The following is a 23,922-nucleotide window of genomic DNA, read 5'->3' as shown; positions in this document are numbered from 1 at the left end:
GTGATTTAAAGATATAAAGTTTTTGGAAGAAGCTTGCTTCGCCACTCGTCTTACGAAAAGTGAAGAGAACAGTCCTCGATTCCGGCGCGCTTTATACCATATTTTAGCCCATCATGGCTAGAAAAAATTGTTTCTAACCCGTGATACTTCTAATAGGCGATTTGGGAATTCGCGGAATTATTCAAGCTATTCAAGTAAGAATGACTCATATTCTTAACTGGCTTGGGTTCATAGCAAGTTGTCTGATAGAATGTGTCCATTCGCACGTTTACGTGCTTACGAATAAGTAGAGAAAACTAATGTCAATCAAGATTAAAACTGCTGAAGAAATCGAACGCATGCGCATTGCGGGCAAGCTAGCCGCAGAAGTTCTAGAAATGATCGAGCCACATATTAAGGCTGGTACTACAACGGAAGAACTAAACCAAATCTGTCACGATTACGCACTTGAAAGAGGCGCCTACTCTGCACCACTTGATTACCATGGTTTCCCTAAATCAATTTGTACGTCTATCAACCACATTGTTTGTCACGGCATCCCATCGACTGAAGACGAGAAAGGTGCAAACGGCCAAATCAAACCAGCCGTATTAAAAGATGGCGACATCATCAACGTAGATATAACCGTGATCATCCCGAACGATGAAAACGCAGACTTAAGTGTACGCCCACAGGGCTACCATGGTGATACGTCTAAGATGTTCCTCGTCGGTGACGTAACACCTGCAAACAAACGCCTATGTATGGTCGCTCAAGAAGCGCTTTACATCGGCATGCGTCAAGTTAAGCCTGGAGCAACGGTTGGTGATATCGGTACTGCTATCGAGAAATACATCAAAGACAACAATAAGAATAACCCACGCAACAAGTTCTCTATTGTTAAAGATTTCTGCGGTCATGGCATCGGTGATGAGTTCCATGAAGAACCACAAGTAGTACACTACAAGAACAAAGATCGCCGCGTGCTAAGAGAAGGCATGTGTTTCACCATTGAGCCAATGATCAATGCAGGTAAGTACGGTTGTACCGTTGACGCACAAGATGACTGGACAGTGTACACGGGTGACGGCAAAAATTCAGCGCAATGGGAACACACGATTGTCGTAACCAATGATGGCTGTGAAGTGTTAACACTTCGTAACGACGATACGATTCCTCGTCTAATGAAAAACGCGTAACACCAAATAACTTTCCATATCCCTGCTCTTGCGGGGATATTTTTTATCAGCATCAAATTTGATACATTGCTTTGATTAGATAGGTGCACGGATAGCAAATATGACCCTTCAGTCTCCTCTTACGTTTACCGACGAACAAATCAAGATCAGTGAACTAAAACAAGAACTCGAGAAGTTCAGCGCATACCAAAAACAAGAGTTTTTTAGTCACCACCCAGTGACCAATCTCGTTTTGTCACGCGCTGAATACATGGATTTATTCCTTAACCGCCTCTGGCAACACTTTGGCTTCAATGATATCCACAATATCTCTTTGATCGCCGTAGGCGGTTACGGCCGTGGTGAACTCCACCCACTTTCAGATATTGATATTCTCATTCTGTCAAACCATCGCCTACCCACCGCACTCGAAGCAAAAATCAGTGAGTTTATTACCTTACTTTGGGATTTAAAGCTCGAAGTTGGACATGCGGTACGTAGTGTCGAAGAGTGTGCGGAAATCGGCCGCAGTGATTTAACGGTCGCAACAAACCTTCAAGAAGCTCGTCTACTATGCGGTAGTGAAAATACTTTCCAAGCGCTGAAGAAGGTGGTGCTGTCAGACTCTTTCTGGCCGAGCGAAACCTTCTACCGCGCGAAAATCCAAGAGCAGCGCGAACGTCATACCCGCTACCACGATACCACCTACAACTTAGAACCAGATATCAAATCCACGCCAGGCGGATTGCGCGATATTCATACCCTTAGCTGGGTTGCACGCCGACATTTTGGTGCAACTTCCCTACTCGAAATGAGCCGCTATGGGTTCTTAACGGATGCAGAGTACCGTGAGCTTGTCGAGTGCCAAGATTTTTTATGGCGTGTGCGTTTCGCTCTGCATATTGAACTACGCCGTTACGACAACCGACTCACCTTCGCTCATCAAGCTCAGGTTGCCGAGCACCTTGGCTATGTCGGGGAAGGTAATCGCGGCGTAGAAATGATGATGAAGGAGTTCTACCGTACCCTTCGCCGCGTCGCTGAATTGAACAAAATGCTATTAAAATTGTTTGACCAAGCGATCATTAACGGTGGTGCATCAGAAGATGCAGAGATCATAGATGACGATTTCCAACGCCGTGGGGCATTAATTGAGGCGCGAAAACCCGCATTATTCCAAGCTCGCCCAGAAACAATCTTAGATATGTTCTTACATATTGCCAATGATTCCAGTATTGAAGGAGTCAGCCCTCCAACATTGCGCCAACTGCGTACTGCGCGTCGTCGATTGAATAAATTCCTGCATACTATTCCTCAGGCGCGAGAAAAATTCATGGCGCTGTGTCGCCACCCAAATGCACTACACAAAGCATTCAGTTTAATGCACAAACTCGGCGTTTTAGCGGCGTACCTTCCACAATGGAGTCGCATTGTTGGGCAAATGCAGTTTGACTTGTTCCATGTGTACACAGTAGATGAACACAGTATCCGCTTGCTCAAACACATCAACACGTTTAGCTACGCAGAAAACCACAGTAAGCACCCTATTTGTTGTGAAGTCTACCCTCGGATTCAAAAAAAAGAATTGCTGATCCTCGCAGCAATTTTCCATGACATCGGAAAGGGACGTGGCGGTGATCACTCCGTCATTGGAGAGGGTGAAGCCTACGACTTCTGTATCGAACACGGCTTATCCAACCCAGAGGCTAAATTAGTCAGTTGGCTGGTCAGGCATCACCTACTGATGTCCGTCACCGCCCAACGCCGTGACATCTATGATCCTGATGTTATTACCGAGTTTGCTAAGCAAGTTCGCGATGAAGAACGTCTTGAGTACTTAGTATGCCTGACCGTTGCCGATATTTGTGCAACCAATCCAGAGCTGTGGAATAGCTGGAAACGTACATTGCTTGCCGAGCTTTTCTACTCCACTCAACGAGCGCTGCGTCGTGGTTTAGAGAATCCGGTTGATGTACGTGAACGAATTCGTCATAACCAGCAAATGGCGTCAGCATTGTTACGTAAAGAAGGCTTTTCGGCCCGTGAAATCGAAGTGCTGTGGCAACGCTTTAAAGCCGATTACTTCTTACGTCACACCCATAAACAAATCGCTTGGCACTGTGAAAATTTACTACGCATGGAAGACCCAACTAAGCCGTTGGTGCTTATCAGTAAAAAAGCCACCCGTGGCGGTACCGAAGTGTTCGTTTATAGCCCAGATCAACCCGCGTTATTTGCTACCGTTGTTGCGGAGCTTGACCGTCGTAACTTCAACGTACACGACGCTCAAATCATGACCAGTAAAGATGGCTTCGTGCTCGATACCTTTATGGTGCTTGACCAACATGGTAAAGCCATTGAAGAAGGTCGCCACGCAGCGGTGACCAAACACATTACTCACGTGCTCGAAGACGGCCGCCCGACGAAGATTAAAACACGTCGTACACCGAATAAGCTTCAACACTTTAACGTGAAAACCAAAGTCGACTTCTTACCAACTAAGAGCAAGAAACGCACGTTGATGGAGTTTGTCGCTTTAGATACACCAGGGCTTCTGGCTAAAGTTGGTCGAACCTTTGCTGACTTAGGCATTAACCTACACGCAGCAAAAATCACCACCATTGGTGAACGCGCGGAAGACTTGTTCATTCTCACCAGTGAAACTGGTGGCAGGCTAAGTGAAGAGCAACAAGAAGAGTTGCGCGAAAAACTCATTGAGAAGTTGTCTGACAACGCATCAAGTTAAGCAAGGCTAATAATCCATGTGGGTAAGAACGATAGCGATCTTGCCCACAAGTTGAGCAATTTACTAAATATCAACTACCTAGCTCACGTATAGGCTGCTACAGTGAGTCAAGTACACTGATATTTCATTCAATACACAGAGGTAGCCTATGTATCCACACCTCACTGGATTGGGCATTCACGACCCAAAACAGATTGAACGTTACTCCCTGCGCCAAGAAGCACACAAAGACGTCCTCAAAATCTACTTCCACAAACAGAAAGGCGAGTTCTTTGCAAAAAGCGTTAAGTTCAAGTATCCACGCCAAATAAAAAGTGTTCTGGTCGATAGCGGTAGCCACAAATACAAAGAAGTCACCGAAATCAATCGCAATCTTACGTTAGTAATCGATGAGTTAAACAAAATAACCAAGCCAGCAAAAATTGCTGATGTGGATGTAAAAGAAAAAATTCTTTCTGACCTTCGCCATCTTGAAAAAGTGGTTTCCAGCAAGATCGCCGAGATCGAAGCGGATTTAGAGAAGCTTAAGTAACCCTATGAATTGATAAGAATTTAAAAGGACTGGCGCATGCCAACCCTTTTAAATTCAGCGAGTGCTCTGGCACTCACAGAGGTCATTCTTTATTAAACGAGCGATTCATTCCACTCAAATCGAGTAAACAACTGCAGCCAAGTCTCATCGATACTTGCCTTCATCACAACATGATCGCCGGTAAACGGATGTACAAAACTCAGCTCTGATGCATGCAGTAACAAACGGTGCGAGTCAAATTCTGTGCGATACAACTTGTTATGCTTGCCGTCACCATGGGTGGTATCACCCACAATCGGATGACGCAGGTGCGCCATATGACGACGCAATTGGTGCTTACGCCCTGTCTTCGGCTTCATTTCCATCAAACAGTAACGCGTCGTAGGGAACTTACCGGTCGAGTACGGCACTTCTACTTTAGCTAAAGGCTTGTATGCGGTAACGGCCTCTTGTGCATTCTTTTCTTGAGACGCAAACTTATCAGCAATCTTATCCAGCTCGACTTTGAGTGCATAATCCAAAACACCCTCTTCTTCAATCCAGCCACGCACGATCGCATGATAGGTTTTCTCCATCTTATGCTCAGCAAACATCGGCATTACTTGTGATGCGATTTCACTCGACAAAGCAAACACTAATACGCCTGATGTCGGACGATCCAAACGGTGTAACGGGAATACATGCTGACCAATTTGGTCTCGTAGGGTTTGCATGACGAACTGAGTTTCGTGTCTATCTAACCAACTACGATGCACTAACATACCCGCAGGTTTGTTCACTGCGACAAAGTATTCGTCCTGATAAACGATCTCCAGTTCCACTGGAGCAACAACTTGTGATGTTTCTTGTTCTGACATTGAGATTACTTACATAGTAGGTCGATAGTTCGGATGGTAACCAATAGCTCTGCATACTGCGGCTCATGTTTCCACGCTTCGGCAAAGTACGGCTCAATAGAAAAGCCTCTAGGCAATGGTTGGTTACTTTCCACTAAAGCGCGCATTCGAGCAATAAAAACCCACTGCAGCCATTCATGTGGATGTAGTGTATCAATCGCAAATGGTTCCACACTTTGCAAAGCTTGCGGCGATGGCATGGTTTGCTGCCACAGTTCATGCTGTTGGAGTTGCGCTTCAAGTTGGTGAAGTAAGTCGGCCAATTGTGTGTTTGTTACCATTAATTCCATCTCGAACCTTGAATTAGCCAAGAATGATACCATTTCTTGTGAAAAGAACGTTAGGATGTCGTGTTTAATGGAAAATATTCAAACCCTCACTCAGCTACTTCGCAACAGCAATTGTGAATATCAAATTTTCGACCTTGGCCGTCGTATTAAAACTATCGATCCACAAATGTTTGCTGATGTAGAGAAAGGTCAATGCCCTTACCCATTTCCAATGCAGCGCAAAGCGCATTTAGCGATCGCTTACTGGAATGAACAAAAGCAACCTTGGATTTGGTTCCTTAAGTTTGAATTAGACGAAAGAGGCTTGTTAAAGCAAGCAGATATCGGCAACTTCATTAAATACGTTGTAGAAGCAATGGGCACTCGTCTAAGTGAAGAAATGTCTGAAGAGCAGCAACAAAAGCTTGCCAATAACCCATACACTTTCAAACCTGCTGAAGAGAAGATGGCCGTATTCCATAGCCAAGTGCGTGCAAACTTGGATTTACCCACCAGCCAATACTACGAACATACTCAGCACTACTTCACTGGGGGATTAGGTTGGGAAAACTGGCAAACCGTCGGCCTGCAAGGCATTACCGATATGGCAGCTCGCCTAGGTAAAGAACAAAATGCCGTGATCTTTCGTAAAGCCCTTAACCATCTCCCAAACGAACCACTCTACGCCCTACTTGGGGCACTAGAGCATGTCGATCTTCAACAACGCTTAGCCGAGCGTATCGCTGTAAAAGCGCAACAAGAGGTGGAAAGCAATGAGCCAGACCTATTCTTGCTATCAGCATTGATTCGAGCACTATCTGGTGCTCAAGCTGAAGTATCTCTACCAGTGCTACAAGCAATTTTGCAAAGTCCACGTTTGAGCCATCAAGAGGTACTGATTGGTATTGCTGGCCGTACTTGGCACCTATTGGCTGACGCAAATACCGCAGAACTATTTTTACTGCGCCTCGCACAAACCGGTAACCAAGCACTATTTAATCAATTGTTTGCCGATTTGGTTATGCTACCGGAGCTAAGAATGGTGCTGCTGCCCCTACTACACTCGAGCCCATCGGAAGAGCTCGCAATGGCGCTGATTAAATTACAGCAAGCTACCAAAGGATAAGAAAGGGTTAAGGATGATTGATGACCTAATCGCAATTTTGGCACTGTGCTTTTTTTGCTTTCTATTTTGGCAACAACGACGCCAATCGGAATTGGCGAAAGTCGCTATTGCACGTAAATGCGAGCAACTGGACCTGCAATTAGTCAGCATCGCTTTTGGTGCCCATAAACTGAAAACGCCAGAGGGAGTCTGGCGTTGGCATACCGTGTATGAGTTTGAGTTTTCATCTCTTGGTGATGATTGCTACCAAGGACAACTGACGATGATAGGATTTAGGCCGCTGAACTTTCACCTACCGCCACATCGCTTGTAAATTCCATCTCAAAGTAAGGGCCGTATAGGTCCTTGCTTTCTCTTTTCTTTATAAATCCAAGTTTTTCCAGTACAGCCATGGGTGCTTCATGGTGGCTATTCACACCTGCTTTTACTTTGTGCAGCCCTAGTTCACGACATGCCTTCGGCAAAAACGCCTTTAGCGCTTCTGTCGCTAACCCTTTACCCCAATAAGCTTTATCAAAGATAAACCCTAGCTCAGGTTCGTCATCAAGATGAGAAATGAACACGTGTCCCATGTAGTCACGGTTGGTACTTTCTAACACAGCCATGCTATAGACATTCTCATCATCCAGTATCTTTTCAAACAATTGCTTTGCCGAAGATACCGTATACGGCCCGTTCATTTCTGCGCGATTTTGAGCACAGCAATTCAACATCACGAACTCTAGTTGCAACGACTCATTGTAGGGTAGAAGAAGCATTCTTCTGGTTACTATGGTCACATCTATTCCTTGATTACAACAAACTTAATTTATCTACAGAAAAAACCATATAGGCTAAGAATCTGCAGTACATAACGCCTTTAATTTGAGAAGCCGAAAGTTAAACCAACTGGGTGGAAAGAATATTGATCTGGGTTGTTTTTTATTCGGTGACGCGCGGATTTTATAAATTCTGTGATGTTGACACTTTCAATTACCTAACGTTGTAAAAGTGCAAAAATAAGAAAGGCCCCGACACAAAGGTATCGGGGCCATGGTCTTACTCGCAGCAGTCCGGCTACTATTCGTGCTCCATGCATCATCCATAATAGTGGCTGATTCCGTTCGCCTAATCCTTACGTCGCCGTCCTAGCGGTGTCCTTATCATCCTGATAACTAACATTCCTCGTTAGCGCACATCACTTGTTCCTTGAGCGGTGTCCCTTGCATCGTCCTGATGCTGTCCTTACCTCAATCCTATGAGGGGTCCATTGCCTATCCTTAGTCATCAACATCCTATTGATGATTGTGTCCTTACAATGTCCTTCGCTCCATGCTTGATCACGCATCCTGAATGACCAAATCGTCGTCCTGACGATAACCAAATCCCTGGTGCTTTCCTGTTCCATGTCTGCTTCCTGCTGACAAGGTTTAATTTACGCTTTTCCCGTAAAATCGCAATCCACCTAAAAAATCTTTTGCTGAAAAAATCTCGTTAATGATATGTTAACTTGTTATTATTCAAATACTTAAAATTATATCTGTCTAGTTTAATGATGACGAAATCGTTTTTTCTCACACGCCGTGTGAGAGATCTCGCACAAGGTACTACCGAAATTGCCATTCGCCAAATTCAGCAGCTCAAAGTATGATGATAAAAGTCATTTTAGTAGGGACAAAATATGTTAACTCAAGACGTCACTAAAGAGCTGGAAGCCGTGATGGACCAACTGCAACAACAAGGCAAACAACCAACTGTTGCACTAGTCAAAACTCGTATGAAAACGCCTGTACCGATGCCTGCGCTGATCGCAGCCATCAAGAGTTGGAAGAGCGCAAGTCGAATTCCTAAGGTGGAAGTAGCAGTACAAACACCGAGTGAAGACGATCGCATCACTGCCCTAGAAAATACCGTGGCGAAGTTGGTCGTGCGTATTAAAGAATTAGAAGCCAAATTATGCGAGAAAACATCATGAGACTATGGGTAGATGCGGATGCATGTCCGAAAGTGATTCGTGAAACCATCGTTCGCGCGGCAGAACGCACCGGCGTTGACTGTACATTTATCGCCAACCATATCGTGCCAGTACCAAAGCGTGCCAATATTCATTCGCTTCAAGTGCCTGCTGGATTTGATATTGCAGACAACGAAATCGTTCGACGCGTGGAGGCCAATGACTTAGTGATTACCTCTGATATCCCACTTGCAGATGAAGTGATCAGCAAAGGCGCGTTAGCACTGAGTTCTCGCGGAGAGCTCTACACCAAAGACACCATTAAAGCACGTCTCAATATCCGTGATTTTATGGATACCATGCGTTCAAGCGGCATCCAAACTGGTGGTCCGGCGGCACTGTCACAAACTGAACGTCGTGAGTTCGCTAATCACCTCGATAGAATCCTTGCAAAACGCTAAGCGAAGGCAACAAAAAAGCCTGCGACATCGCAGGCTTTGCAATAGAACGACTAAACGCGTACTCGCTAAGGCGTGTAATACGTTGCCGCTCCTGGGCCTACAGGTAGACCAAATACGAATACCCATAGGTAGAACAACACACTCCAACCCACGATGAAGCAGATCGAGTAAGGTAGCATTGTTGCGATCAGCGTACCGATGCCTAAGTTCTTCATGTAACGACTCGCTACCGCTAAGATTAACCCGAAGTAGCTCATCATTGGAGTAATGATGTTGGTGGTTGAGTCACCGATACGGTACGCCGCCTGAATCGTTTCCGGAGCGTAACCCACAAGCATTAGCATTGGTACAAAGATAGGTGCCGTTACCGCCCACTGCGCAGAAGCTGAACCAATCATTAGGTTAATGAAGCCACACATTAGGATGAATGCGAAGAACAACATTGGACCTGTTAGACCAATTTCTTGTAGGAAGCTCGCACCCGCTACTGCGAATACTTGACCGAAGTTCGTCCATTTAAAGAAAGCAACAAACTGAGCAGCAAAGAATACAAGTACAATGTACATGCCCATCGAAGACATAGACTTCGCCATTGCGTCAATCACGTCGCGGTCAGTCTTCATTGAACCTGTCACTTTACCGTAGACGAAACCCGGGATTGCGAAGAATACGAAGATAAACGCTACGATACTTTTCAGGAATGGAGAACCTGCAACGGTACCTGTTGCCGAACGTAGAACACCGTCAGCTGGCACAATCGTCCAAGCAAGGAGTGCTGATACAGCAAGAACGGCAAGACCCGCTAGCTTAAGACCTTTCTTCTCAAGATCTGTTAGCTTACCCATCGAGTCATTTGATAGGTCTTCTGACGCTTCTTCATCGTTGTATTTGCCAAGTTTTGGCTCAACGATTTTCTCAGTAACGAATGCACCGGTAATCGCAATAAAGAAGGTAGATACAAACATGAAGTACCAGTTTACTTCAGGACCAACGGTGTAAGTTGGGTCAATCATCTGCGCGGCTGTTTCTGTAATACCTGAAAGCAGTGGATCAACCGTACCGATCAGAAGGTTTGCTGAGTAGCCACCAGAGACACCAGCAAATGCCGCAGCAAGACCAGCTAATGGGTGACGACCTAAAGAGTGGAACAACATCGCTGCCAGTGGAATTAATACCACGTAGCCAAGTTCAGATGCTGTATTTGAAATGATACCAGCAAACACGACGGTAAAAGTGACCATACGCTTAGATGCACCCATCACCATGCCACGCATTGCTGCAGACAATAGACCTGAGTGTTCAGCAATCGCAACACCAAGCATTGCAACAAGCACCGTACCCAACGGCGCGAAGCCAACGAAGTTCTTCACTAAGTTAGTCACAATGAGCTGCAAGCCTTCTGCATTGAGCAAGCTTACTACGTAGATCATGCCATCAGCAGCACGGCCTTTGGCTCCTTCTGGACGGGGATCCATGACAGATACTTCGAAATATCCAGCGATGCCTGACGTCACTAAAATGGCCACACAGAAGATAGCAAAAAGCGTAATTGGGTGGGGTAAAAGGTTCCCCAAATATTCAACAGTATCGAGGAAGCGCGTAAATAACGGCTTTTTTGGCGAGTTTTGTTTAATCGAAGCAGATGAACTCATCTGTTTCCTCCTTGTAGTTATTCCTGCGCATATGTGACACAAATGTCACAAAGCTTGCGCAGGTTACTCGACACGAGAGTTAAGTTAAAGTTCAATACGTTACAATTTGTAAATAAAGGCCGATATTTTAACCATAAATTACCCAGAAGGCAGTTACATCATCCACATAGATAAAATAACTCAGAACTATGCATTGGCCACAGCTATAAACGCTAAGATACTTGTGGCTATTTCTTCATCACGTGTTGAACTTATACATTCCTTTTAGCCGGAATTTCTGCTCGATGGATTACCGACTTTTATAATGCAGCAATTCGCATGAGACGCCCTCTACAAGGTTCTTCCCTTAAGATTTAAAAACCACAACAAAAACCAACCAAATTTATGGTATTTTCGTTTCAAACCTTAATTGAAATCACTATCTATGTATTCCATTGAACCAATAGGCATTATTGAAAGCCCATATAAAGAGAAGTTTGCCGTTCCACGTCAACCTCGTTTGGTACCTGCGGCAAGGTCTCGAGTCAAACTCGTGGGGGACGCAAACAGCCCTGAAGCCGTAAGAGGTTTAGATCAGTTCTCTCATGTCTGGTTACTGTTTTTATTTGATCAAAATCTGGAAGCGGGATGGAAGCCTACGGTAAGGCCACCGCGCTTAGGTGGCAACGAGCGTATTGGTGTGTTTGCTTCACGCTCAACCTTCAGACCCAATGGTATTGGGATGTCAGCAGTTGAAGTAAAAGGCGTCACTAAGAAAGGCGACCAAAACTATTTGGAACTAGGCAGCGTAGACTTAGTCGATGGCACGCCCATTATCGATATCAAACCTTATATCCCCTACTCAGATTCCATTCCAGAAGCGGTTGGTGGGTATGCGGAAGGCGCACCAGATAAATCTTCTGTCGCCTTCTCATCCGATGCATTGGCGATGTTAGAAAAACGCAACGATACTGAATATGTGACCACTGTTATTGAACAAGTTCTCGCACAGGATCCTCGCCCGGCTTATAAGAAAAATAAACCTGACAGCAAGGAATATGCGGTAAATTTGTTCGATCTAAACGTGAAGTTTACTGTCAACGAAAACTTAATATCAGTTACTGCGATCGAAAGCTTTTGACAAAGTCATTTGGCTGATATTATAGGTGGCTAACCATTTTCCCATCATGGGGCCTTCGTACTCTAGCCCACTTTGGCGAGAGTATTTAACTTTAATAAACGGATAAATTTAATGCGTACCAGTAATTATCTTCTTTCTACTCTGAAGGAGACTCCAAACGACGCAGAAGTAGTGAGCCATCAGCTCATGCTACGTGCGGGTATGATCCGTAAGCTGGCTTCAGGTCTTTACACCTGGCTGCCTACTGGTCTACGTGTACTGCGTAAAGTCGAAAACATCGTTCGTCAAGAAATCGACAATGCAGGTGCAATCGAAACTTTGATGCCCGTTGTTCAGCCGTTTGAACTATGGGAAGAAACAGGTCGCTCTGAGAAAATGGGTCCTGAACTGCTTCGCTTTACTGACCGCCATATTCGTCCGTTTGTACTTAGCCCAACAGCAGAAGAAGTGATCACTGCATTGGTTCGTAACGAAGTCAGCTCTTACAAGCAACTTCCGATCAACCTTTACCAGATCCAAACTAAATTCCGTGATGAGCGTCGTCCACGCTTTGGCGTAATGCGCGCACGCGAATTCTGCATGATGGATGCATACAGCTTTGATATCGACAAAGCTGGTCTAGAGAAATCTTATCAAGCAATGCACGACGCTTACTGTAAAGCGTTTGACCGCATGGGCCTAGAATACCGTCCTGTACTGGCTGACTCTGGTGCTATCGGTGGTAATGGTTCTCAAGAATTCCACGTTCTAGCGGAAAGCGGCGAAGATTTGATCGCCTTCTCGACTGAATCTGATTACGCAGCAAACATCGAAAAAGCAGAAGCGGTTGCGCCTGCGATTGAACGTCCTGCGCCAACTCAGCAAATGACGCTAGTTGATACACCTAACGCGAAAACTATCACGGAATTGGTTGAGCAACACGGTCTATCAATCGAGAAAACCGTTAAAACTCTGTTCGTGAAAGCTTCAGATGAAATCGATGCACCTATCGTTGCCCTGATCATCCGTGGTGACCACGAGCTGAACGAAATCAAAGCAGAAAACCTAGCTGAAGTTGCTTCTCCTCTAGAGATGGCAACCGAAGAAGAAATGCGTGAGCTAATCGGTGCTGGCGCAGGTTCACTAGGCCCTGTTGGTCTTGAGCTACCATTTATCGTTGACCACTCAGTCGCAGTAATGAGTGACTTTGGTGCGGGCGCAAACATCGACGGCAAACACTACTTCGGTATTAACTGGGGCCGTGATGTTGAACTAGGCCAAATCGCTGATCTACGCAACGTGGTAGAAGGCGATCCAAGCCCATGTGGCCAAGGTACTATCATGCTTAAGCGTGGTATCGAAGTCGGTCACATCTTCCAACTAGGTAATGTTTACTCTGAAGCGATGAACTGTGGTGTTCTAGATTCTAACGGTAAGAACGTGATCCTAGAGATGGGTTGTTACGGTATCGGTGTATCACGTGTTGTCGCTTCTGCTATTGAACAGAACCACGACAAGTACGGCATCATCTGGCCAGACGCACTCGCGCCTTTCCAAGTTGCTATCGTACCAATGAACATGCACAAATCTGAACGCGTTCAAGAAGCAGCAGAGAAGCTATACACTGAACTGACAGCTATGGGCATCGAAGTGCTATTCGATGACCGTAAAGAACGCCCAGGTGTTATGTTCTCTGATATGGAACTGATCGGTATCCCTCACACTATCGTGATTGGTGACCGCAGCATGGACGAAGGTAACTTCGAATACAAGAACCGTCGTAGCGGTGAGAAAACAGCGGTAGCGATGGCTGATATCGTTGAGCACATTAAAGCTCAGCTACAATAATCTGTTCTGAATACATAGCGATAAAAAGGGTTGGCTTCGGTCAGCCCTTTTTTATGTCTGTAGAAAGCCCCCTATTATTTGTGTTGTTAATCTTTGGTTCAGATTTATCACCTTAAACTGGATTCAATCTAGTAAGGAGGTTACTCATGGATCTAAAAAGTCTTCTTAACCAAGCACTCAAATCAGACCTACTTAAACAAGGTACCGATGCGCTCAGCAAACAAACGAGCAATATCAAATCATCATCCAGATCTAGCCAACTGAAAACACTTGGCGCAGGCGCAATTGGTGGCAGCCTCATTGGCATGCTAATGGGCTCGAAAAAAAGCAAAAAGATGGCGAAGAAAATGGGCACAGGTGCACTTAAGGTCGGCGGTGCTGCTGCACTAGGCGCACTGGCTTACAAAGTCTACAACGATTGGCAAGCCAAACAAGATGCGCAAGGCATTAATGAAACTTTCGACCCGAATGACAACAAGCACGCAAAGCTGATTCTCAAAGCCATGATTGGCGCAGCAAAAGCTGATGGCCATGTGGACAAAGAAGAGATGGTTCGTATTGAACAAGCACTAACTGAAATGGGCGCAGACGAGCAAGTAAGGCAATTAGTTCACCAAGAACTGCACAAGCCACTCGATCCTGCCGAAATCGCGCGACTTGCGACATCACCCCAGCAAGCATCAGAAATTTATCTCGCATCACTGATTGTGGCAGATGAGCAAAACTTTATGGAAAAAGCTTACTTACAAGAGCTTGCGAAACAGCTCAACCTTTCTCCAGAGGTCACACATCAACTGGAAGTACAATTACAGTGATGAATATTTGCTCAAGTTGTCTGTGAATTTGAGCCAAAACAATTCTCTGCTTTGAGTTTCAAAACGGCTATGTGTATATTTGAGAGCAGTTATCATTTATTAAGGATTTAGCCATGCAAGTATACGGCTGTTGTGATTTGGTTCGTGAGCTTTACGCTCAAATTGGTAGTGGCGATCAAGCTTACATCCCTCAAGCAATCTCATGTGCAGTAAGAGCACTGAACGACGTTGCGGCTGACGAGTCTCTACCTAAAGACGTTCGTGAAAAAGCGGCATTTGCTGCGGCAAACCTACTGATCTCTGATTTCGAGGATAAGCAATGAACTTGGCGAACTTTGAATCGATGGATCCAATAATGCTGATGAGCATCGTCAACATGAAGCTGCGTGACGACTTCGGTGGTGATCTCGATAAACTCGTGGCTTTTTTTGAGATTGACCGTGCCGCGCTTGAAGCAAAGCTGGCGTCTGCAGGTTTTGACTTTTTGCCTGACGCCGGACAGTTCCGTTAATCGTTAATCACGACGGACAACGTAAACAACGAATAGATAAAAGGGCTTGATGCATTCATCAAGCCCTTTTCATTTGTGCATTGTGTCAGCTCATTAACCGAATGAAGCCCAGATAACCGTCGCCACGAGAATCGGACAAACGAACTTCACATACGCAGGCCACAACTTACCAAACCAGCCTTGTGTAAACTCAGGGCAACCTTGCTCAAGTTCTTTAATTTTCGAGTGGCGGTTCCATACCCAGCCACCGAATAGACAGAACAACAACGCTGCCATTGGTTGTAGATATTGCGTCGCAAGCGTTGCGACCATGCCAAATAAGGCACCAAAGTTAAATACGATCACCACACTAAATAGCGCTATCAAACCACCTAACACCCAACTGGTTGTGCTGCGCTTAGTATTAAAACGCTCGCCAACTAACGCAACTGGACACTCCAACATAGAAATCGATGACGTCAACGCAGCAATGGTGAGCAATAAGAAAAAAGCAATTGAGAATAACTGTCCTAACAAACCAAGGCTATCAAACATCAACGGTAGTACCGTGAATACCAAGGTGTCTGAGCTCAGTAGCGAGCCATCTTCCGCGTAGATTTGCACACCTTTTTGCATCGCAACAAACATAGCAGGCATGACAACCAAACCTGCGATAAAGGCAACGGCGGTATCGACCATGGTTACGTTCATGGCCATCTTAGGTAAATTCTCTTTCTTGCTTAAGTAAGAGCCGTAGATCAGCATCGAACAGCCACCAATGGTCAGTGAGAAGAAGCCCTGTCCCATTGCTGCAAGGATAAGCTTGCGATCCCATACTTTATCAAAGTCCGGTACTAAGTAGTGCTTCAAACCTTCCATCGCGCCATTTTGTGTCATGATGTAGATGAACAGCAAACCAAACAGAACAAACAATGCAGGCATTAGGCGTGTCGACCACTTCTCAATACCTTGTTTTACGCCACCTTGTACAATCAAAATAGTTAATACATAAAAGGTAATCGTACCGAAAAGATTGCGTTCAACGCTGAAGCCCTTCAACCATTGTGTCGCCGCTTCCATGCCCATGATGTCGCTGATTGCACCGAGCATAAAACAGATCAACCAACCGCCAACGATAGAGTAAAACGCCAGTACAGCACTTGGCACACTCAAGCCAATCCAACCAACAATGCCACCTAACTTCTTGCCGACTGGGTTGTCCGTTAATGAACGCATGCTATCTACTGGGTTAGCTTGGCCATGGCGACCAATCGCCATCTCAACCACTAGCATAGGGAAAGCGACGATAAGAATCATCACTAAGTAAACCAGCAAAAAGGCACCACCGCCATTGCTTGCCGCTTGAGTAGGAAACCCCCAAATATTACCTAAGCCCACAGCCGCCCCTGCCGCCGCTAAAATGAACCCAAGACGAGAGCTAAAATGCTCACGGGATTGAGAAGAGGTTTGTTGTGTCATACTACTCACACGAAATATCAACGAACTAGTGAACTAGTACACTATAGCAATGTCATCTATTAAACAAGAGCAATTAGGTTAATTACTCGGCAATCAAATTCATTCGCCATCATTCAATTGGTAAATTTCCGCATACATCCCACACCGACGAGGAATGCATTCGAAAATCGATATAATAAAGGCCGCTGAGAACACTCAACGGCCTGTATCTTGGCGTAACTAAAAAAACCAATTTAGATCGTAAACACTTGGTAGTCTCTTAGTGCCGGGATCTTCTTCAATAGTTCTTGTTCTTGATCAGCCATTTCATCCAGTGACTCACACAAGCCTTCCGCTTGCTGCTCAACCTCTTTTGAATGCTCAGCTAAACGCTGTTCTACTTTCGCAGCCAATTCCGTCATGCTTTCCGACAATGCTGTTAAATTTAAACCACCCTCTTCTTTCATCTTCGCTGAGAGTGCATCAAACGCGCTCGCGATGAACTCTTTGTTAAAAATCTCCTGGGCTTTTTCAAAGTCCGCGGTCCAAGATTCACTCATAGACTCGAAGCTCTCAGCAGGTAGAATAAAATCGCCATCTTTGTAGTAACGAGCCTCAACATCCGCAAAGAACGCTTTCACGGCAACTTTCACATTATCAAATGAATCCGGCGCGTCTAAGCTCACTGCGATATCATCAATGATGTCGTTTGCTAGCGCCAGACCGTCGCTTGCCAATTGCTTTGCTTGCGGAATATACGCATTCATCTTTTCACGATAATCTTCAATCGCGGCCTTTTGATCCGCATTGAGAGTGATCAATTCGCCTTTTATGAAAAGGTTATTATCTTCATCCACCACCGCTTTTTCACCGTTGGCGTGTAAAATTTCTAAGTTCTGACCATCCATCCGAACTTCATTATTGATGTCGACACGACATTGCGCTGCATAGCCAGTTGCGCTGACCATCAGCAATGAGAGTGTGAACAGTTTTTTCATTACTTTCTCTTTTGTCATGGTGATTTCTATCAACTATAACAGTGAATGATCGGTTGGATGTCAGTAGACCGTCACAACCTCATAACACTTCGTTTTATCGTGAATTTTAACTTCTATCTCTTCGCCATCTTCTTTGCCCATTAAAGCACGACCAAGCGGAGATTTGGAAGTAAGAACAAATACTTCCTTATCTTGCCACTCCACCGTTAACCCACCTGAACATGGGCCGATGAAAAATGATCTCTCAATATCATTCTCATCCTGCAGTTCAACGTATGCACCGACAGCAATCGGAGATTCAGTAAAGTCACGAATAACCAGTGCACGATATTGACGTAGCTCCTCTTCACTCTCTTGTACTCGCATTGCCTGCCCATGAGCAAGATAAGACGCTTCTAACGCTAAGGTGTCATATTTGTGCTCGGGCACCGTCTGTTCATCGGTGGCGGCATCGATAGCTCGTTGAGTCGATGCATGGGCAATGTGAAGTTTGTCTTCCAATTGCGTAATGATAATTTGGACTAGCTCTGCTTTGTTCATACTTTTAAGGCGCGCATTGAGCACTAAGGATATGGTAATGTGCTCTAGTTTATCATCAAAGAAAGGTTTCCCCATTATGCAAAGTGGCCCACTTCAGCAAACCCTTCAATCCGTGTTTGGCTTTGATTGCTTAAGAGCCGGTCAACAACCTGTCATTGAGGCCGTAATGAATGGTTACTCTGCAGCGGCAATCTTTCCTACAGGCTCGGGAAAGTCACTCTGTTATCAGCTTCCCGCAACGCAATTACCGAATCTTACCTTGGTGATCTCTCCCTTGCTTGCACTGATGAAAGATCAGCTCACCTTTTTACAAAGCAAAGGCATTGCTGCCGCCTCGATTGATAGCAGTCAAAGCCGAGAAGACGCCCAACAAGTTATGGCTGGCGTTAAGAACGGTCAGATAAAAATATTGATGATCTCGGTAGAAAGACTAAAGAATGAACGCTTTCGTGAATTCATCCGTCAAATCCCAATCTCTTTGATGGTGGTCGATGAAGCGCACTGTATATCAGAATGGGGGCATAACTTCCGACCAGATTATCTTAAACTGCCTCAATACCAGCGTGAACTGAATATCCCTCAGACTCTTTTGCTAACCGCAACAGCTACTCCAGCGGTTATTGAAGATATGCAAAGCAAGTTTAATATCGCGGGCGAGAACATTACTGTTACTGGTTTCTACCGCCCTAACCTCGACATTTCCGTGGTGCCTTGTGATGAAGAAAACAAGCAAACTCAGCTTAATGACATCGTTGCTGCAGCGCCTAAACTGCCGAGTATCGTGTACGTAACTCAACAGCAAACCGCAGAGCAAGTGGCCAACTCACTGATTCGTTTGGGCATCAATGCTCACGCTTACCACGCAGGTATGAAGAGCGACATCCGTGAGAAAATCCAACAACAATTTATGGACTCGCAAATCGACTGTATTGTCGCAACGATCGCGTTTGGTATGGGGGTAGATAAATCTGATATTCGCCGTGTAATTCACTTCGACTTGCCGAAATCTATCGAAAACTACGCGCAGGAAATTGGGCGTGCCGGACGAGATGGTCAGCGTTCGGAGTGTATTCTGCTGGGCAATACTTCTGGCTTAACTGTACTCGAGAACTTCATTTACGGTGACACGCCAGAACCAAGTTCTATCAATTATGTACTGGAACAAATCCGCGAGAACACGCCACAATGGGAAGTGATGGCACTGCGTTTATCTCGCGACAGCAACATTCGCCAACTACCGCTTAAAACCTTATTAGTTTACCTTGAACTGGCAAAAGTGATTGAAGCAAAATACAGTTATTTCGCCGAATATCGATTCAAATTTTCACAAGAGCAAAGCTTCATTCTCAACCATTTCCAAGGCGAACGTCGTCAATTTGTTGAGGCTATTTTCGCTTGCTCAACCAAAGCCAAAGTTTGGTGCCAAGTGGACTTAGAAGCACTATGGATGAACTATCAATCAGAACGTGCTCGTGTGGTCGCGGCGCTTGACTACTTCCACCAGAACGGTTGGATTGAATTAGAGAGCAAGCAGCTAACAGATGTGTATTCGGTTCTTCCTGCCACTCAAAACCAAGAGGATCTCTCTCAGCATTTGGTTGAACTGTTCCAATCCAAAGAACGCAAGGATATTGAGCGTATCCATACGATGCTGAATCTGTTCCAATCGTCCGATTGCTTAAGTCATCAACTGGCGCATTACTTTGCAGACCATAATGCACCAACACGATGTGGTCATTGCTCAGTATGTCGCGGAGAAGTGGCGACGTTCCCTCGAACGCAACATGAGCAACCAGAAACACGCCATCTGAAAGCATGGGTTAATGAGTTTGTTCAACTCTCACCTAGCGCCATCAGCAATGAGGCCGTGGCTCGTTTTCTATGTGGGATCAGCACACCAATCATCACTCAGCTGAAAGCAAGTAAACTAAGAGGGTATGGCGCTCTGGCGAATGTCTCTTTCGAGCAAGTGTTAAAACAAGTTGAAGCGCTGCGAGCCTAAAAGAAGCTTAATTGACGCGCTTGCTGTTCGGGCTTGAGCATCACACTCAGGCCCAGTAAACGTATTTCTCTGCCATTTTGTCGTTTAAGGATATCTCTTAGAAGCGCTTTGAAGTCTTCTAACTCAAGCTGAGGGTGGATATGCTCAATCGTCGTAAGCTGAAAATCGGCAAACTTAAGTTTGATGCCCTGCTTGATGATCGATTTATCCGGACTGGCTTTCTCCAAACGTTTCTCTAGCTCAGGGTAAAGCTTATCTTCAATCACCTTCCAGCATTCATCATAAGTTGAAATATTCTGGCTAAAGGTACGCTCGACCCCCACCGACTTACGTTCTCGCTCAACCACAACTTCTCGATCATCAATACCGTGGCTGCGTTTCCACAGCGAAGCGCCCTGGCGGCCGAACTGGCGTAACAGTTCGCGGTAGTCGCTATTTTTAATGTCTTCGCAAAGATAAAAGCCAGCCTGGTGTAATTTCTCTAAACTGACCTTACCCACTCCCGGTATCTTTTCTAAAGGTAGTTTATCCACCACCTCTTGAACCTTATCAGGTGGAATAACAAACTGGCCATTCGGCTTATTCATATCAGACGCAACTTTGGCAAGAAACTTAATCGGCGCGATACCTGCAGAGGCAGTTAGGCCAAGTTCATTGTAGATATCATTACGAATCGATTCTGCAATTAAGGTCGCAGAGCCTCGACATACCGTCGCGTTGGTCACATCCAGATACGCCTCGTCGAGAGACAATGGCTCTATGGTCTGGGTATAACGCTCGAAAATAGCACGGATTTGTTGAGAGACTTGCTTATATACATGCATCCGCCCAGGAACAACGAGCAAATTAGGACAAAGTTGGAGTGCACGCGCCGTTGGCATCGCACTTCGAATGCCAAATTTTCGCGCTTCATAATTACAGGTACTAATTACTCCACGTTGCTTTTCATGACCACCCACAGCAAGTGGCACTCCCCGGAATTTCGGGTTGTCGCGCATTTCCACTGCGGCACAATAGAACTCTGAGGTAAAAAATGTAAGTGTGAGTGAGCGAGTGAGTAAAAAACGTTTTTATATAGTGACTTACAAGGGAAAACCCACTAACGAAAGCCCCTTACATAAATATTTTGATTTTTCATAAAAAAGAGTAGCGATTTAACCACAAATCCACTTACAAAAAAATCACAAAGCGAGGTCTAACTGGCCTGTAGATAGTTTTGGTTCAACACCAACACTTAGACCAAGCAAACGAACACTTCGGCCCTCTCTTCTATTAAATGCTTCTTCACATAACTTAATAAAAAACTGCTTATCAAAAGTATCATGCTTATGCTCAACTGTTGTTTGTTGAAAGTCATTAAATTTAATCTTCACACCAAGCTTTGAAATAAACTTCCCTTCAAGCGCTTTCTGCAATCTTTTTTCCAATTCTAAAAACAAGGGATCAATTGCTAAAAGGCATTGCTCTAAGTTATCAATATCATTTAAGTAAGTTCTTTCGACCCCTACTGACTTTCTTACCCTCTCAACAACAACAGGTCTATCATCTATTCCGTGACACCTATCCCATAGAGTATTACCGAATTTACCCAAATGACTAATCAGAATATTCCTATCGGCTTCTTTGACATCTTTACCTTTAAACAAACCAAGCTTATTAAGTTTTTCTAAAGTAACTTTGCCCACACCATTTATCTTGCCTAAATCCAAATTATCAATAAATGATTGAACTTCATCAGGCGTAACAACGCAAATACCATTTGGCTTATTCACATCCGATGCAACTTTTGAAACGAACTTTAACGGAGAAACACCTGCTGAAGCAGTAAGATGTAACTCAGTTTTAATGGACTTCCTAATATCTTGAGCTATTAAAGTTGCAGAACCTTTAAATAACGGGGAATCAGTCACATCTAGGTAAGCTTCATCTAAAGATAGTGGCTCTATTATGTCGGTATAGCGACTAAAAATCTCATGAATTTGTTTAGAAACCGAGCGATATTTTTCCATATTTCCAGAAACAACCGTTAGTTGAGGGCAAAGCTGTAAGGCTTTGGCGGTAGACATGGCAGAACGAACACCAAAAGCCCTTGCTTCATAACTACACGTTGAAATCACCCCACGTCCATTTTTCCCCCCAACAGCAAGAGGTATTCCTCGCAATTCAGGATTGTCTCTGACTTCAACAGAAGCATAGTAACTGTCGAGATCTATATGGATTATCTTTTTCATTAACGAAAGCTCACTACTCGCTAGTCATTTATAAATTGATTGAACCAGTTGGTTAAATTTGCATGTGTTGAAACTGAGCTGTTACCGCCTGATATCATTCGATTTTTTTTTGCAAGTCACTTACAAAATTTAAAATTGATCGCTTCAGTATCGCACGACTCCGCTAGATTTGCTGCGCAAATCCGATCTGACGTCCGAACCTGCTATAAGCCCCTGGTCTTGCAAGAAAGAAAAAGAGGGTCAGTGACCCGCTTTAGTTCAGCAGTTTCCGCAATTTGAATTCTGATCATCCCAATTAATTCAGTGGGTTGCTTATACCGCCTGCGGCGGCCATAGAAGTTTATTAATTGTGACCTACTCGCTTGGTAATTAAGGTACGACAGAATCGCTTGGTGATCACAATATTCATTAACCGAGTGCTAGCAAGCTTTTGGACAAAAGTGAGTCAGTGATTTTGCTAAATTAGTATTTAACGGATAATCAAAGATATGACAAATCCTCTTATCCTTTGGCCAAATCAACTCATCCACAACACTGACTAGCATCTTTTTACAGAATTCCAATTAATCTCCTTAAGCAGTCATGAAATCGTGATTAGCTTAAAATTAATAAGAAATGATATGCATTCATATTAATATTAACTATATTAATATGGCCTATTAGAATGAAAGGATGCACTATGAAAATTACGTTATGGTTGGCTTCCGCTTTGTTCCTTTATTGCTCCGCAAGTTACGCATCGAGTGATAAAGTAACATGGAGTCAAGACTCACTAGAGTTAAGTGTTGAGCAAGGCCAAGTTAAGGAGGTAAAACTTGTCATTAATAATGTTCCAGATGTAGAAGGAATCAAACTACATGTAGTTCCCGCTCTTCAACAATGGATATCGATTACACCGAGTTACATTGAGGATACCTCAACAAAACAGGCTCATACAGTGTTTGTAGTCATTAACATCCCAAGCGATGAGGGGTTAAAAACCGTTGATGGAGTAATTCAAGTAAGAGAAGTCAAAGCGGGAAAACCGAAACAAGTACTGCCTTCGCCACTTCCTGTTGTCCTCACTATCTCCCCTTCTTCGAACCTACCTCTTCCGCCAGCTCCAGGGCCTGAGAATGACTTGACGATCGCAGGTGTAGACAGTGATGAAGATGGGGTTCGAGACGATATACAGCGTCACATAGGGCTCTCGCATTCAAGTGATGAAGCGTCCCGCCTGGCACTCATGGATGTGGCCAAAGCATTACAGCTTATTCTTATTCAAGCAGAATCCAAAGACGCATCATATGAAAACTTACTTCGCTTTGAACGTGCTTTTGAATGCACGGTATATGTGATGGATGAGAACTATGATCGTGCTGTCGGCGAGATAGTATCGCAGCAAATGAGTACGCGGGAAAGAACCGCAAGATATTCGCTTTTTCATGAGCAAATTGCAGGCGTGGTATCAAAAGGTTCCAAATATAGTGAGTTCTACAAGTCGTGTTCGTTTGATGCAAAAACACTAATGGAGGGCGCGCTATGAACCGACTAAAAATATTACCATTAATCGTATTGCCCTCTTTTTCAGTCTTTGCTGCAGAGTCACAATTTGGTAAGACCCCAGATCTCTATACACTTTCAAGCTTCTGAAAATACTGTCTTTCATACTCATTTGGTGACAGCCCAC

22 protein-coding genes and 1 pseudogene are annotated in these 23,922 nt (G+C 44.6%); 14 read left to right on the top strand and 9 right to left on the bottom strand.

The features are described 5' to 3' along the window. Positions 1–299: 299 nt before the first annotated feature. The 3 genes from map (at position 300) to ACVA54_RS03190 (ending at position 4,435) form a co-directional block, all read left to right on the top strand. Entirely contained in the window at positions 300–1,178 is an 879-nt protein-coding gene (gene map / locus ACVA54_RS03200; RefSeq protein WP_099079705.1) for a type I methionyl aminopeptidase, read from the top strand. A gap of 100 nt (positions 1,179–1,278) precedes the next feature. Next, positions 1,279–3,903, top strand: a complete 2,625-nt coding sequence (glnD, locus tag ACVA54_RS03195) for a bifunctional uridylyltransferase/uridylyl-removing protein GlnD (RefSeq protein ID WP_099079704.1) — start codon at positions 1,279–1,281, stop codon at positions 3,901–3,903. 148 nt (positions 3,904–4,051) lie between these two features. Further along, on the top strand, positions 4,052–4,435 hold the full coding sequence (locus ACVA54_RS03190; RefSeq protein ID WP_099079703.1) for a DUF3461 family protein: 384 nt from the start codon (positions 4,052–4,054) through the stop codon (positions 4,433–4,435). A 92-nt stretch (positions 4,436–4,527) separates the two neighbouring features. On the opposite strand, the gene truC is transcribed toward ACVA54_RS03190, so the two are convergent. Continuing rightward, the gene (gene truC, locus ACVA54_RS03185) at positions 4,528–5,292 is read right to left on the bottom strand and encodes a tRNA pseudouridine(65) synthase TruC (protein ID WP_119463467.1); all 765 of its coding nucleotides are present in this window, start codon (positions 5,290–5,292) and stop codon (positions 4,528–4,530) included. 5 nt (positions 5,293–5,297) lie between these two features. Beyond that, entirely contained in the window at positions 5,298–5,612 is a 315-nt protein-coding gene (locus ACVA54_RS03180; RefSeq protein WP_446616984.1) for a YqcC family protein, read from the bottom strand. A 76-nt stretch (positions 5,613–5,688) separates the two neighbouring features. On the opposite strand from ACVA54_RS03180, the gene ACVA54_RS03175 reads away from it, so the two are divergent. Both ACVA54_RS03175 and ACVA54_RS03170 read left to right on the top strand, forming a co-directional pair. Continuing rightward, the gene (locus ACVA54_RS03175) at positions 5,689–6,726 is read left to right on the top strand and encodes a DUF3549 family protein (protein ID WP_099079700.1); all 1,038 of its coding nucleotides are present in this window, start codon (positions 5,689–5,691) and stop codon (positions 6,724–6,726) included. 13 nt (positions 6,727–6,739) lie between these two features. After that, on the top strand, positions 6,740–7,039 hold the full coding sequence (locus ACVA54_RS03170) for a DUF3301 domain-containing protein (protein ID WP_099079699.1): 300 nt from the start codon (positions 6,740–6,742) through the stop codon (positions 7,037–7,039). Here ACVA54_RS03170 and ACVA54_RS03165 read toward each other — a convergent pair. Beyond that, positions 6,999–7,484 carry a GNAT family N-acetyltransferase gene (locus ACVA54_RS03165; protein WP_172438134.1) on the bottom strand — a complete coding sequence of 162 codons (486 nt, stop codon included), beginning with the start codon at positions 7,482–7,484 and terminating at the stop codon, positions 6,999–7,001. The two genes, ACVA54_RS03170 and ACVA54_RS03165, sit on opposite strands and share 41 nt — an antisense overlap. 902 nt (positions 7,485–8,386) lie before the next feature. On the opposite strand from ACVA54_RS03165, the gene ACVA54_RS03160 reads away from it, so the two are divergent. After that, positions 8,387–8,680: a hypothetical protein gene (locus tag ACVA54_RS03160; protein ID WP_099079696.1), complete on the top strand. Its 294-nt coding sequence runs from the start codon at positions 8,387–8,389 to the stop codon at positions 8,678–8,680. Continuing rightward, positions 8,677–9,120 (top strand): YaiI/YqxD family protein, encoded by a 444-nt coding sequence (locus ACVA54_RS03155; protein ID WP_099079807.1) that lies wholly within the window; start codon positions 8,677–8,679, stop codon positions 9,118–9,120. Before ACVA54_RS03160 ends, ACVA54_RS03155 begins: the two co-directional genes overlap by 4 nt. A gap of 65 nt (positions 9,121–9,185) precedes the next feature. Here the strand turns inward: ACVA54_RS03155 and ACVA54_RS03150 are convergent, their stop codons facing one another. Then, complete coding sequence (locus ACVA54_RS03150) at positions 9,186–10,772, bottom strand: AbgT family transporter (RefSeq protein WP_099079695.1); 1,587 nt, start codon at positions 10,770–10,772, stop codon at positions 9,186–9,188. Positions 10,773–11,196: 424 nt separating this feature from the next. Between ACVA54_RS03150 and tsaA the strand changes: the two genes are divergently transcribed. The 5 genes from tsaA (at position 11,197) to ACVA54_RS03125 (ending at position 15,045) form a co-directional block, all read left to right on the top strand. Continuing rightward, positions 11,197–11,892, top strand: a complete 696-nt coding sequence (gene tsaA, locus ACVA54_RS03145; RefSeq protein ID WP_099079694.1) for a tRNA (N6-threonylcarbamoyladenosine(37)-N6)-methyltransferase TrmO — start codon at positions 11,197–11,199, stop codon at positions 11,890–11,892. 111 nt (positions 11,893–12,003) lie between these two features. Continuing rightward, a complete protein-coding gene (locus ACVA54_RS03140) occupies positions 12,004–13,719 on the top strand; it encodes a proline--tRNA ligase (RefSeq protein ID WP_446581139.1) in 1,716 nt (571 codons plus the stop codon). A gap of 146 nt (positions 13,720–13,865) precedes the next feature. Then, positions 13,866–14,534 carry a tellurite resistance TerB family protein gene (locus ACVA54_RS03135; RefSeq protein ID WP_099079692.1) on the top strand — a complete coding sequence of 223 codons (669 nt, stop codon included), beginning with the start codon at positions 13,866–13,868 and terminating at the stop codon, positions 14,532–14,534. A 113-nt stretch (positions 14,535–14,647) separates the two neighbouring features. Then, positions 14,648–14,857, top strand: a complete 210-nt coding sequence (locus tag ACVA54_RS03130; protein ID WP_099079691.1) for a YaeP family protein — start codon at positions 14,648–14,650, stop codon at positions 14,855–14,857. Beyond that, entirely contained in the window at positions 14,854–15,045 is a 192-nt protein-coding gene (locus tag ACVA54_RS03125) for a DUF4250 domain-containing protein (RefSeq protein WP_099079690.1), read from the top strand. The genes ACVA54_RS03130 and ACVA54_RS03125 overlap by 4 nt, the downstream gene beginning before the upstream one ends. Positions 15,046–15,138: 93 nt before the next feature. On the opposite strand, the gene ACVA54_RS03120 is transcribed toward ACVA54_RS03125, so the two are convergent. The 3 genes from ACVA54_RS03120 to ACVA54_RS03110 form a co-directional block, all read right to left on the bottom strand. Further along, the gene (locus ACVA54_RS03120) at positions 15,139–16,503 is read right to left on the bottom strand and encodes a sodium-dependent transporter (RefSeq protein ID WP_099079689.1); all 1,365 of its coding nucleotides are present in this window, start codon (positions 16,501–16,503) and stop codon (positions 15,139–15,141) included. 233 nt (positions 16,504–16,736) lie between these two features. Beyond that, complete coding sequence (locus tag ACVA54_RS03115) at positions 16,737–17,480, bottom strand: YggN family protein (protein WP_099079806.1); 744 nt, start codon at positions 17,478–17,480, stop codon at positions 16,737–16,739. Positions 17,481–17,540: 60 nt separating this feature from the next. Continuing rightward, on the bottom strand, positions 17,541–18,020 hold the full coding sequence (locus tag ACVA54_RS03110) for a GreA/GreB family elongation factor (protein ID WP_172438133.1): 480 nt from the start codon (positions 18,018–18,020) through the stop codon (positions 17,541–17,543). Positions 18,021–18,096: 76 nt separating this feature from the next. On the opposite strand from ACVA54_RS03110, the gene ACVA54_RS03105 reads away from it, so the two are divergent. Continuing rightward, positions 18,097–20,022: a RecQ family ATP-dependent DNA helicase gene (locus ACVA54_RS03105; protein WP_446649398.1), complete on the top strand. Its 1,926-nt coding sequence runs from the start codon at positions 18,097–18,099 to the stop codon at positions 20,020–20,022. Here ACVA54_RS03105 and dinB (ACVA54_RS03100) read toward each other — a convergent pair. Then, a pseudogene (gene dinB / locus ACVA54_RS03100) lies at positions 20,019–21,038 on the bottom strand (DNA polymerase IV); the annotation flags it as partial. The gene ACVA54_RS03105 and the pseudogene dinB (ACVA54_RS03100) overlap by 4 nt on opposite strands. Positions 21,039–21,203: 165 nt before the next feature. Then, positions 21,204–22,253, bottom strand: a complete 1,050-nt coding sequence (gene dinB, locus ACVA54_RS03095; protein WP_099079685.1) for a DNA polymerase IV — start codon at positions 22,251–22,253, stop codon at positions 21,204–21,206. 679 nt (positions 22,254–22,932) lie between these two features. On the opposite strand from dinB (ACVA54_RS03095), the gene ACVA54_RS03090 reads away from it, so the two are divergent. After that, entirely contained in the window at positions 22,933–23,778 is an 846-nt protein-coding gene (locus ACVA54_RS03090) for a hypothetical protein (RefSeq protein WP_119464527.1), read from the top strand. Positions 23,779–23,922: the final 144 nt, after the last annotated feature.

The organism is Vibrio sp. PNB23_22_6 (assembly GCF_052877535.1).
The sequence above is the reverse complement of the archived record's forward strand: the minus strand, read 5'-3'. Positions and strand labels throughout refer to the sequence as shown.